Origin of the sequence: Limimaricola litoreus, assembly GCF_024159025.1 — a bacterium.
GTDB classification, from domain to species: Bacteria; Pseudomonadota; Alphaproteobacteria; order Rhodobacterales; family Rhodobacteraceae; genus Limimaricola; species Limimaricola litoreus.
In genome coordinates this window covers 1-11,306 of the sequence record NZ_JAMYXC010000315.1, presented here as the reverse complement: position 1 = coordinate 11,306, position 11,306 = coordinate 1, and the positions used below count along the sequence as shown (strand labels likewise).

At 68.0% G+C, this 11,306-nt stretch carries 13 protein-coding genes and 1 pseudogene; 4 read left to right on the top strand and 10 right to left on the bottom strand.

What is annotated here, in order from left to right:
* A pseudogene (locus tag NHG85_RS19035) lies at window positions 1-212 on the top strand (ABC transporter substrate-binding protein); the annotation flags it as partial.
* Between the two features lie 3 nt (window positions 213-215).
* On the opposite strand, the gene NHG85_RS19030 reads toward NHG85_RS19035, so the two are convergent.
* The 7 genes from NHG85_RS19030 to NHG85_RS19000 form a co-directional block, all read right to left on the bottom strand.
* Complete coding sequence (locus tag NHG85_RS19030; RefSeq protein ID WP_253335316.1) at window positions 216-1,208, bottom strand: YeiH family protein; 993 nt, start codon at window positions 1,206-1,208, stop codon at window positions 216-218.
* Window positions 1,209-1,329: 121 nt separating this feature from the next.
* Complete coding sequence (locus NHG85_RS19025; RefSeq protein WP_253335314.1) at window positions 1,330-2,388, bottom strand: TRAP transporter substrate-binding protein; 1,059 nt, start codon at window positions 2,386-2,388, stop codon at window positions 1,330-1,332.
* Between the two features lie 32 nt (window positions 2,389-2,420).
* Complete coding sequence (locus tag NHG85_RS19020; RefSeq protein ID WP_253335312.1) at window positions 2,421-3,710, bottom strand: TRAP transporter large permease; 1,290 nt, start codon at window positions 3,708-3,710, stop codon at window positions 2,421-2,423.
* Window positions 3,710-4,300 (bottom strand): TRAP transporter small permease, encoded by a 591-nt coding sequence (locus tag NHG85_RS19015; RefSeq protein WP_253335310.1) that lies wholly within the window; start codon window positions 4,298-4,300, stop codon window positions 3,710-3,712. The genes NHG85_RS19020 and NHG85_RS19015 overlap by 1 nt, the downstream gene beginning before the upstream one ends.
* Before the next feature lie 56 nt (window positions 4,301-4,356).
* Window positions 4,357-4,866: a flavin reductase family protein gene (locus tag NHG85_RS19010; protein ID WP_253335308.1), complete on the bottom strand. Its 510-nt coding sequence runs from the start codon at window positions 4,864-4,866 to the stop codon at window positions 4,357-4,359.
* Window positions 4,863-5,753 (bottom strand): aldo/keto reductase, encoded by an 891-nt coding sequence (locus NHG85_RS19005; RefSeq protein WP_253335307.1) that lies wholly within the window; start codon window positions 5,751-5,753, stop codon window positions 4,863-4,865. Before NHG85_RS19005 ends, NHG85_RS19010 begins: the two co-directional genes overlap by 4 nt.
* A complete protein-coding gene (locus NHG85_RS19000; protein ID WP_253335306.1) occupies window positions 5,753-6,907 on the bottom strand; it encodes an LLM class flavin-dependent oxidoreductase in 1,155 nt (384 codons plus the stop codon). Before NHG85_RS19000 ends, NHG85_RS19005 begins: the two co-directional genes overlap by 1 nt.
* 90 nt (window positions 6,908-6,997) lie before the next feature.
* Between NHG85_RS19000 and NHG85_RS18995 the strand changes: the two genes are divergently transcribed.
* The 3 genes from NHG85_RS18995 to NHG85_RS18985 all read left to right on the top strand — a co-directional run bounded on the left by NHG85_RS18995 (window position 6,998) and on the right by NHG85_RS18985 (window position 9,258).
* On the top strand, window positions 6,998-7,699 hold the full coding sequence (locus NHG85_RS18995) for a GntR family transcriptional regulator (RefSeq protein WP_253335305.1): 702 nt from the start codon (window positions 6,998-7,000) through the stop codon (window positions 7,697-7,699).
* Between the two features lie 10 nt (window positions 7,700-7,709).
* Window positions 7,710-8,843 (top strand): Gfo/Idh/MocA family protein, encoded by a 1,134-nt coding sequence (locus NHG85_RS18990; protein ID WP_253335304.1) that lies wholly within the window; start codon window positions 7,710-7,712, stop codon window positions 8,841-8,843.
* Between the two features lie 88 nt (window positions 8,844-8,931).
* The gene (locus NHG85_RS18985) at window positions 8,932-9,258 is read left to right on the top strand and encodes a calcium:cation antiporter family protein (RefSeq protein WP_253335303.1); all 327 of its coding nucleotides are present in this window, start codon (window positions 8,932-8,934) and stop codon (window positions 9,256-9,258) included.
* On the opposite strand, the gene NHG85_RS18980 is transcribed toward NHG85_RS18985, so the two are convergent.
* The 3 genes from NHG85_RS18980 to NHG85_RS18970 all read right to left on the bottom strand — a co-directional run.
* The gene (locus NHG85_RS18980; RefSeq protein ID WP_253335302.1) at window positions 9,243-9,470 is read right to left on the bottom strand and encodes a WGR domain-containing protein; all 228 of its coding nucleotides are present in this window, start codon (window positions 9,468-9,470) and stop codon (window positions 9,243-9,245) included. The genes NHG85_RS18985 and NHG85_RS18980 overlap by 16 nt on opposite strands.
* Window positions 9,471-9,578: 108 nt before the next feature.
* Window positions 9,579-10,760 (bottom strand): zinc-dependent alcohol dehydrogenase, encoded by a 1,182-nt coding sequence (locus tag NHG85_RS18975; protein WP_253335301.1) that lies wholly within the window; start codon window positions 10,758-10,760, stop codon window positions 9,579-9,581.
* 13 nt (window positions 10,761-10,773) lie between these two features.
* Window positions 10,774-11,306: SRPBCC family protein (locus NHG85_RS18970; RefSeq protein ID WP_253335299.1), on the bottom strand; the 533-nt coding region annotated here is incomplete at its 5' end.

Here is an 11,306-nt window from a genome sequence, read left to right as displayed (position 1 = left end):
AGGGGCGCGCGGCGCTGGAGGCGGCGGGGCTTGTCGTGCGGCTGGAGGGCGAGGACGGGGCCGCGTTCGAGCTTGGCGGCGCGGTCGAGACATTGCAGCGCCCGATCGCGCTGACGCCCGCGCTCTTGATCGCGCTCGATGCGCACAAGCGCGCGCTGTTCGGTGCGCGCTGGCGCGATGCCTTTCCCGCTCCGGCGCCCGAAGCGCCCTGACCCTCAGCCGATCAGCGCCACGCCGAGGCCCAGGAACAACGCAAGAAAAGCGGTCTGGGCGGTCAGCAGCGCGATGGCGCGCCCGCCGACGTCGAGAAGCTGCTTGAGCGAGGTCTTCATCCCCACCGCCGCGATCGCCGTCAGCAGCGCCCAACGCGAAACCGCGCTCGCCGCCTCGATCGCCCAGCCCGGCAGCAGATGCAGCGAGTTGAGCGCGGCCAGGGCAAGAAAGCCCAGCACGAAGCCCGGCACCAGCGGCGGGCGCTTGCCCCCTTCGGGCGCGCTGCGGCGCATCACCAGCGCCGCGCCCAGCACGATCGGCGCCAGCATGGTGACCCGGATCAGCTTGACCAGCGTCGCCAGATCGCCGGTCTCCTCGGAGACGGAGTAGCCCGCGCCCACCACCTGCGCCACGTCGTGAATCGTGCCGCCCAGGAACACGCCGGTCTGGCGCGCGTCGAAGCCCAACATGGCCGCGAGGATCGGATAGGCGATCATCGCCAGCGTCGAGAGCATGGTGACCGAGACCACGGTGAAGATCAGATCGCGCTCGCCCTCCTCGCGCCGCGGCAGCACGCTCGAGATCGCCATCGCCGCCGAAGCGCCGCAGATCGCCACCGCGCCGCCCGACAGGAAGGCAAAGAGCCGGTCGCGCCCGGTGGCGAGCGCGATGACAAGCGAGGCGCCGATGGTGGCGAAAACCCCGCCGATGATGAGCGCGAAGAGCCCCAGCCCCAGCTCCTGCACCATGCCGGTGCTGATCCGCACGCCCAAGAGCGCCACGCCGATCCGCAGCAGGCTGCGCGAGGAAAAGGCGATGCCCGGCGCCGAGCGCGGCTCTTCGGAGAGAAAGGCCAGCGCGATGCCTAGAAGGATCGCCATCAGCATGGCGGGCGCGCCGTAATGCTCGGACAAAAACTGCGCCGCCATCGCCACCAGCGCCGCGAGGGCGAAGCCCGGGAAAAGGGTCCGGGTCCGGTCGGCGAGGCGGGTCATGGCGGCTCCTGTCGGCAAGGCGGGGGCGGCACCGGGCGGTGGCCCGGCTGCGGCAAGGGGGATTTTCGGGAGCATGGGCGAAGGGCGGCGCACCGCCCCCCGCCGAGATGTCAGGTCCGCGTCACTCCATGTCGGCGGCACGGGCGGCTTCGAGCTCGCTCTCGGCCTCGGCCACGGCGGCGGTCAGCGCGTCGTAGATCTCCGGCCCGCCTTCGACATTGGCGGTGAACCAGTCATAGACCGGCTGCGCGGCCTCGGCGAAGGCGGCCTTCTCGTCCGGGCTCGGCACGTAGAGGTCGCCGCCACCGGCCACGAACTCCTCGTAGGCCTGGATCGACTTGCGCTTCGGGCTCGCGAAGGTCGCCTGCTGCAGCTGGTAGAAGCCGTCGACCACCACGCGCTTCAGGTCGTCGGGCAGCTCCTGGAAGCGCTGGTTCGACATCCACCACAGCGCGCCCATGTAGGCGTGGCCGTCGAGCGTGACGTATTGCAGGCCCGCGTCGGGGAACTTCATCGACATGATGTCGGTAATGCCGTTCTTGGAGCCTTCGACCACGCCGGTCTGCAGCGAGGTGAAGAGCTCGGGCCACGGGATCGGCGTGGGCGAGGCGCCCAGCGCGCGCACCAGCTCCTGCGGCAGGTCGGCGACCACGGTGCGGATCTTCAGCCCCTCGATGTCTTCGGGCGTGGCGACGCGGCGCTGGGTGTTGGCGAAGTTGCGCCAGCCGCCGGTGTTGCCGATGGTCATCAGGCGGATCGCGTCGCCTGAGTCCGAAAGCGCCATGTCACGCATGGTGCGGGTGAAATCGCCCGAAAGCACGGCCTCGGCCACGCGGTCGTCGGCCATCACGTAAGGAAGATCGAGCACCTGCACGTAGGGAAACAGTCCCGAGGCGCCGCCCGAGGTCGAGATGTAGATGTCGATCGAGCCGTCGGCCACGCCTTGCAGGCATTCCGCGCCGTTCGAGCACAGCTGCGTGCCCATGAAGATCTCGACCTCGATGGCGCCGTTGGAGGCAGCCTCGACATGGCTCTTGAAGACCTGCAGGCCGTCGTAATCCTCGTCGTTCTCGTTGGAGTTCGCGGTGGCGCGCAGCGTGTACTCCTGCGCCATGGCGGGCAGCGCGGTGCCGGCCATGAGTGCGGCCAGACCGGCGGCCTTGAGGGTTTTCGCGAGCATGGTGTCCTCCCTGTTGCTCATCTTGTTGTCGTTCAGTCGGCGAAACCCGTCAGACGCGGGATCGTCATGGAAATCTCGGGGATAAAGGTGATCAGCATGATCACGAAGATCTCGACGACAAGGAAGGGCAGGATCGCCTTCGAGATCGTCTCAACCTTTTCGCCCGAGACCGAGGCCGCGACGAAGAGCACAAGCCCCATGGGTGGCGTCGCCAGCCCCACGGTCAGGTTCACGCACATGATGATCGCGAAATGCACCGAGTCGACGCCCAGAGAGGTGAAGACCGGCCCGAGGATCGGCCCGAGGATGATGATCGCCGGACCTGCGTCGAGGAACATGCCCACCGCGAAGAGAAGCAGGTTGATCAGGAACAGCAGCAACAGCGGGTTCTCGGTCAGCGTCAGGATGAACTCGGCCAGAAGCTCGGGCGCGTGGGAAAGCGACACCACCGTCTTGAACGACATCGCGGCCCCCACCAGCAGCAGCACCACGGCGGAGGTGATCCCCGCCTTGGACAGCACGTCGCCCAGCTCGGAGAACTTCAGCGTGCGCAGCACGAAAAGCCCGATGACCAGCGCATAAGCCACGGCGACGGCCGCCGCCTCGGTGGGGGTGAAGACGCCCGACAGGATGCCGCCTAGGATGATCACCGGGGTCAGCAGCGGAAAGAAGGCCTTGAGCGAGGCCTGCCCGCGCTCGGCCCATGTGTGGCGGCGCGAGGCGACGGGAAAGTCGTAGCGGTCGGCCATGAGCTTGACGAGCGCCATCAGCCCCAGACCCACCAGCATGCCCGGCACGATGCCCGCGAGAAACAGCGCCGCGACGCTTTCGCCCATGACATAGGCATAGATGATCATGATGCCCGAGGGCGGGATGATCGGGCCGATGACCGAGGAGGCGGCGGTGATCGCGGCGGCGAAGCGGCGGGTGTAGCCCTGTTTCTCCATCGCCGGGATCAGCATCGAGCCCAGCGCCGAGGTGTCGGCCACCGCCGAGCCCGAGAGGCCCGCGAAGAGCATCGACGACAGGATGTTCACATGCGCGAGACCGCCGCGGAAATGGCCCATGAGAGCTTGGGAAAACTCGACGAGGCGCAACGTGATGCCGCCGCGGTTCATCAGCTCGCCCGCGAGCATGAAGAACGGAATGGCCATCAGCGGAAAGCTGTCCATGCCGTTGTAGAGGTTGCGGTAGAGAAGCGTGATGTCGCGCTCCTGCCCGTTGAGCCACAAGAGGATGCCCGGCGCGAACAGGAGGCCGAAGAAGACCGGCAGGCCGACCATCAGGAAGAACAGGAAGACCGGAAGGAACAGGACCAGCATTATTCGGCGCTCCCCAGCTCGGGATTGCGGACCATGGGCAGCCGGTCGGCCGCGCCCAGAAGCCCCATGAAGGCGCGGATCATCAGTTCGAGATTGACGAGGATCAGCATGGCGAAGCCCACGACGAGAGAGGCCATCATCCAGCTGCGCGGGATGCGGTACCAGCTGTCGAGGGAGAGCGAGGTGGGCAGGTAGAGCGAGGCGGTGTCGAACCGCCCGCCGAGGCCGGTGACCTCGGCCCAGCCGATGGTGAGCCCCATCACCAGCACCAGCATGGCGATGGACAGCAGGATCAGCGTCAGCGCCGAGGAGAGCCGCACCGGCAGCGCCGCGATCAGGCTGTCGATGGCGACGAAGCCGCCGTGCCGCAGCGCGGTGGGCGCCATGAGGCCGGTCATCCACAGCATGCAAAAGCGCGCGGCCTCATCGGGCCATGGCAGCGCGTTGTTGAACACGTAGCGCATGACCACCTGCAAGAGCGTCACCGCCACCATGACGGCGATGGCCACGACGCCGATCGCGCGACCGGCGGTGCAAAGCGCCGCGTTGAGCCGCCCAAGCGGCCCCAGCACGGCCAGAACTCCTCCCATTCCTCTCCCTTTCCCTCTCGGGTGGCCGCCCCTCCCCCGGGATGCGGCCGCCTGTGTCAGTCCTGCGCGAGGCGCACCGTCTTGCCCGCGAAGAAGACCAGCGGCGCGCCGTCGCGGATCTCGCAGCGGTCGACCCGGCCGACCACGATCACATGGTCGCCGCCCTCATGCGTGGCCTCTCGCGTGCAGTCGAACCGCGCCAGCGCGCCGGGGATCACCGGCACGCCCGCATCGTTCAGCTTGAGATCGTGCGCGCCCAGCTTCCACGCGTCCTTGGAGACGCCGAAGCACAGATCGGCCTGATCCTCGGCCAGCACGTGGATCACGTAATGGCTCGCATGGGCGAAATGCCCGAAGCGGCGCGAGCCCTTGTCGGGCGACCACAGCACCAGGGGCGGATCGAGAGACAGGCTCGAAAAGCTGTTGGCGGTGATCGCCACCGGCCCCTCCTCGCCCGCCACCGTGACGATGGTGACGCCGGTGGTGAAACGGCCGAAGGCGTCGCGCAAAAGCCGCGTGTTCTGAGCGTCCGGCACGAAGCCGGTGGTTTCGGCCGCCCCGCTCATGGCACTTCCGCGCCGAGCCCGGCCTCGTAGAGCGTGAACCAGTCCTGCCGGTCGAGCTCGACCTTTAGCGCGTCGGAGATCTTCGCGATCCGCTCGACATTGTTGGTGCCCAGCACCGGCAGGATGCCCGCCGGATGCGCCAGCAAAAAGGCCACGGCCACGGCGGCGCGATCGACGCCCTGCGCGGAGGCGATGGCATCGAGCCGTTCGGCCATCGGCCCCTGCCCGGTCATCAGATCGCCCCCGCCCAGCGGCGACCAGGCCATCAGCGGAATGCCGCGCCGCTGGTGATAGGCCAGATCGCCGTTGGTAAAGGGCGCGAGTTCCTTGAGCGAGATCTCGATCTGGTTGGTGGAGAGCGGCGTTTCCATCGCGGATTCCAGAAGCTCCACGTCCCAGGGGCGGAAGTTCGACACGCCGATGGCGCGAACCTTGCCGGAGGCCACGAGCCCGTCGAGTGCTGCGCCGGTCTCGCGGTGATCCATCATCGGGTCGGGACGGTGGATCAGCAGCAGATCGAGATGCTCGGTGCCCATGTCGCGCAAGGATGTCTCCACCGCCTGCTCGATATAGCTGCGCGAGGTGTCGTAATGCTTGACCCGCTTGTCCGAGTGGCGGCCCATCGGGGCCACGATGCCGCATTTGCTGACGATCTCGATCCGGTCGCGCAGGCCGGGATCTTCCTTGAGCGCCGCGCCCAGCACCGCCTCGGCGCCGTAGCCGCCATAGATGTCGGCCTGGTCCATGGTGGTGATGCCCTGCGCGAGGCAGGCGTCGATCTTGGCGCGGACGTGCTTGGCGCTGGTGTCGGCATCGTCGGCGATGCGCCACATGCCATAGACAAGCCGGCTCAGCGCGACATCCTTGGAAATCTCGATACGGTTCATCAGCGACGGTCTCCTGCGCCCAGCGGCGTCTTCGGTGTCTGGCTCGGCACCCGGCCGTAAGCTTCGGGCAGCGAACAGGTCTTCATCATCGGCAGCACGCGGGCGCCGAAATGTTCGGCCTCCTCGATATGCGGATAGCCCGAGAGGATGAAGGCCCGCATGCCCATCTTCCGGTATTCTTCCAGCTTGGAGAACACCTGATCGGTCGAACCGACCAGGGCGGCCCCGCAGCCCGAGCGCGCCCGGCCCACGCCGGTCCACAGGTTGGGCTCGATGAAGCCCTCCATGTCGGCCAGCTCGCGGTTGCGCGCCTGGTGCGACACGCCGAGCGAGGTGGAATCGAGTGCGCGCTCACGGATCGCGCGGCCCTCTTCGTCATCGAGCTCCGACACGAGGTGCTGGGCGTATTCGCGCGCCTCGGCCTCGGTGTCGCGGGTGATGACATGCACGCGCAGACCATAATCCAGCGTGCGGTCGTATTTCTCGGCGACCGCATGAACGCTGCGCATCCGCCCGGCGAGGTCGTCCTTCTTTTCCGGCCACATCAGGTAGACGTCGCAATGCTGGCCGCAGAGTTCGAGCGCGGCGGGGGAATAGCCGCCGAAATACAAAAGCGGGCCGCCCTCCTGGTAGGGCTTGGCCGGGTCGGTGGTCAGGCCTTGGAAGTCGTAAACCTCGCCCTTGTAGTTGATCTCGTCGCGGGTCCAGGCCTGCTTGAGGATCTCCACCACCTCGCGCGAGCGCTGGTAGCGGTATTCGCTCTCGGCCTTCTCGCCCGGAAAATCCGAGGAGATGACGTTGAGCGTCAGCCGGCCTTCGAGCATGTGGTCGAGCGTGGCGACGGTGCGCGCGAGCATGATCGGCTGCATCTCGCCGCAGCGGATCGCGGCCAGCATGTTGATCTTCGAGGTGATCGGCGCGCAGCCCGCGACGAAGCTCAGCGTGTCCTGCCCCACCTGGTAGGAGGAGGGGCACAGGATGTTGCGAAAGCCCTGCGCCTCGGCGGTCTTCACGATCTGCGAGCAATGCGCCCAGGAGGAGCGCAGATCGCCCTCGGGCTTGCCCAAGAGCCTGAAATCATCCGAGCAGAGCGCTGCGAACCACGACACCTCGACCGCGTCGAGATCGGGCGAGGTGATGGGGACGACGGTCATGCGGGGGCTCCTCCGAGTGTCACGATTTCCACTTGCCTAGCAGTCGGGCAAATGCAAATCAATGGTGCATCAATTTTGAGCGCGAGATTCATGCCAGACGCCCCCGCCGCCTTGCCGATGCACCAGCAGATCTGCGAATTGCTGATGCGCGAGATCGCCTCGGGGCGGCTGGTGGAGGGCGAGCGGCTGCCGCCCGAGCGCGATCTCGCCACGCGGCTGGGCACCTCGGTGCGCACGCTCAGGAAGGCGCTGGCCGAGCTGTCCGACAAGGGCATGCTGGAACGGGTACAGGGCTCGGGCAATTACGTGCGCCGCAACGCGCAGGCCGAAAGCGTCTATTCGATGTTCCGGCTGGAGCTGCCGGAGGGCGGCGGCCTGCCGCGTGCCCAAGCGCTCGACATCGCCCGCATGGACAAGCCCGCCGCCCTGCCCGCCTTCGGCACCGCGGCGCAGGCTACCCGCATCCGCCGCCTGCGCCGACTCAACGACACGGTGATCGCGGTCGAGGAGATCTGGCTCGACGGGGCGGCGGGCGGGATCGAGCCCGGCAAGCTCGGGGATTCGCTTTATCTCTATTACAAGACCCACCTCGGCTTCTGGATCACCCGCGCCGAGGACCGGGTCACCATCGGGGAGGTGCCCGGCTGGGCGCCCGCGGCCTTCACGCTGCCCCCCGGCACGGTCACCGGATACATCGAGCGGCTGAGCTGGGCACAGGGCCCCGCGCCGGTCGAGTTCTCGCGCACATGGTTCGACACGGCGCGCGCGCATTACGTGCAGCGCCTGATCTGAGGGAGGTCACATGACCACGGTCACCAATTACGGAATCATCGGCTGCGGCATGATGGGACAGGAGCACCTGCGCAACATCGCGCTCTTGCCCGGCGCTCGCGTCGCCGGGATCTTCGAGCCCGACGCCGAGATGGCAATGCAGGCGCAGGCCTTTGCCCCCGAGGCGCGCATGTGCGACTCGGTCGCCGATCTCATGGCGACCGACGGCCTCGATTGCCTGCTGATCGCCAGCCCCAATTTCCGCCATCTCGAACAGATGGAGGAGATCGCCCGGCTCAACCCGCTGCCGCTCCTCGTCGAAAAGCCGCTCTTCACCGATCCGGCCGAGACGGCGCGTCTCGCCGCCTTCCGCGACAGCTACCCGGCACCCGTGTGGGTGGCGATGGAATATCGCTACATGCCGCCCATCGCCGCCTTCCTCAAGGAGGCTCAGGCCACCACGGGCGGCATCCGCATGCTCACCATCCGCGAGCACCGCTTTCCCTTCCTGCACAAGGTCGGCGGCTGGAACCGGTTCAACCGCTACACGGGCGGCACCTTCGTGGAGAAATGCTGCCATTTCTTCGACCTGATGCGGCTGACGCTGGATGACGAGCCGGTGCGCGTCATGGCCTCGGGCAGCCAGGCGGTGAACCACCACGACGAGAACTACGAGGGCGTGGCGCCCGACGTGCTCGACAATGGCTATGTCATCGTCGATTTCGCGCGCGGCGGCCGGGCCATGCTGGAACTGTGCATGTTCGCCGAGGGCGCGCGCTGGCAGGAAGAGGTCACGGCGGTCGGGCCGCGGGCGCGGATCGAGGCGCTGGTGCCGGGGCCGGGCCGGTTCTGGCCCGAGCATCTGGGCGAGCCGCCCGTGCCGCAGCTCATCGTCAGCCCGCGCGCGCCCAAGGGCCCCGAGATGCGCGAGATCCCGGTCGATCCGGCGCTGCTGGAAGCGGGCGATCACAACGGATCGACCTTTTACCAGCATGCCCGCTTCCTCGAACTGGTGCGCGGCCAGCGCGGCCGCCCGGAGGTGACGCTCGAGGATGGCTGGGCCGCCGTGGCGATGGGCCTCGCCGCGCAGATGTCGATCCGCGAGGGCCGCGCCGTCTCGATGGAGGAGACCGGGTTGATGCCCGCCCGGCTGCGCGCGGCCTGAGGCCGCCCGAACCGACAGGGCGCGGAATAATTCGCGCCCTGTCGCCTCCCACCGCTTGCCGCCCCCTCCCTTCCCCATCTCACCGCTGGTGGGCTTCGACACCTCGACGCCGGAGCTGGTCACCTCGGTGAAGGGCGCGCCGGGCATCGCCTATGGCAACGCCATCGGCTCCAACATCTACGACATCCTCGGCATCGCCGGCGTCACCGCCATGGTCTCGCCCGGACCGGTGGCGACCGAGATCCTGGGCTTCGACAACCTCGTGATGACCGCAGCGTCGCTCGTGGTCGTGGTCGTGGTCGTGGTTCTGGTCTGGACCGGGCCGAGATCTCGCGGCGCGAGGGGGCGTTGCTGCTGGCGGGCTACGTGCTCTATCTCTGGGCGCTCTGGTCCTGAGGCTCAGCGCAGCGCGTAGCCATGCTTGAGCCGCAGCCGCAGCAGCCGCGTGGCGAGATCCTGCGCCTCGCGCATGGAGCCCGAGCCCGCGACGCGGCTGCGCCCGCGCCCGCCGATCCGGCCCCAGCGCACCACCAGCGCGGTCTGCGCGAAGAGGTCCGGCTCGAGGCTGATCTCGTAGAAGCGGTAGCAGTTGCGCCGCGCGTCGATCTTCTCGAGATGGATTTCCATGGGGCCGCGTCTCCCGCGCTGCGATACCCTTCATAGAAAGCGCCCGCCCCCTGCATGGCAAGGGGCGGGCAACGCCGGGCCGCGGGCCGGCCGCGGGTCAGGCCAAGGTCAGGCCACCGTGCCGGGCTTGAGCACGACCTTGGTCCAGTCGTTCTGGTTGTCCTTGAAGTTGCGATAGCCGCGCGGCGCCTCCTCGAGCGGCAGGCGGTGCGAGATCATGAAGGTGGTGTCGATCTCGCCCTCCTGGATGCGGCGCATGAGATCATGCGTGTAGCGCTGCACATGGGTCTGGCCTGTGCGCAGCTGCAGCCCCTTTTCCATCAGCGCGCCGAGCGGGAACTTGTCGGCAAAGCCGCCGTAGACGCCGGGCATGGAGATGCGCCCGCCCTTGCGGCAGGCCATGATCGCCATGCGCAGCGCATGCGGCGCATCGGCCCCCATGCCGACCTTCTGCTTCACGCTGTCGAGGATGTTGTCGGGCGCGAAACCGTGGCTCTCCATGCCGACCGCGTCGATCACGGCATCCGGGCCGATGCCGCCGGTCATCTCCATCAGCGCCTCGAGCACATGGGTCTGGCTGTAGTCGATCACCTTCGCGCCCATCTGCCGCGCCAGCTCCAGCCGGCGGGGGTGATGGTCGATGGCGATCACCTGATGCGCCCCCATGATCCGCGCCGATTGCACCGCGAAGAGCCCGACCGGCCCGCAGCCCCAGACCGCCACCGTGTCGCCCGCGGTGATCTCGGCGTTCTCGGCCGCCATCCAGCCGGTGGGCAGGATGTCCGACAGGAACAGAACCTCGTCATCCTCCATGCCCTCTGGCACGACGATCGGGCCCACATCCGAGAACGGCACGCGCACGTATTCCGCCTGCCCGCCCGGGTAGCCGCCGGTGAGGTGGGAATAGCCGAACAGCCCCGAGACGGGATGGCCATAGAGCGGCTCGGTCAGATCCTGCTTTTCGGCGGGGTTGGAGTTGTCGCAGGCCGAGAACTGCTGGATCTTGCAGTGAAAGCACTGGCCGCAGGAGATGGTGAAGGGCACGACGACGCGCTGCCCCTTCTTGAGCGTCGAGCCCGGGCCTACGTCGACCACGCGGCCCATGAACTCGTGGCCGAGGATGTCGCCCGTCTGCACGGCGGGGATGACCCCGTCGTAGAGATGCAGGTCCGAGCCGCAGATCGCGGTCGAGGTCACCTCGATGATCGCGTCGCGCGGGTTGACGATCTCGGGGTCGGGCACCGTGTCGACGCGGACGTCGTGGCTGCCGTGGAATGTGAGTGCGCGCATCTGTCTGGCCCCCTCAGCCGTCGTTGCGGTTGCGGTTGGTGGCGATCTCGCCGGTCTCGAGCAGCATCTTGAGCCGCTTGAGGTCGCGGCGCGCCTGCACGCCGGGCTCGGCCTGGAACATCTTGGCGAGGATGCGCCCCAGCTCGCCCATCGGCGGGCGGTAGGCGATCACCGCCTCGACCACGGTGCCGCGCCCCTCGGGGGCGTCGCGGAACATCACCTTGCCCTCGGTGTCGATGTCGCTGTCCCCGGTCGACCGCCAGGCGATCTCCTCGCCGGGGCGGTCCTGCACGATGCGGGTGACCAGCTCGACCGCGTGGCCCATCGGCGCGGCGATGGTCCAGCGCGAGATCTCGCCCGCCTCATGCACGCTCTCGACGTTTTCCATGAAGCGCGCGAGGTTCGAGAAGTCGCGCCAGAAGGCGTAGATCTCCTGCCGGGACTTGTTGATCGTGACGCTGCGGCCGGTGACGGCATAGCCGCCGTAGCGGCCTTGGCGCGCGGTGCGGCCCGGCGCGCTGTCGGCGGGGCGGCGCTGCTGCGGCC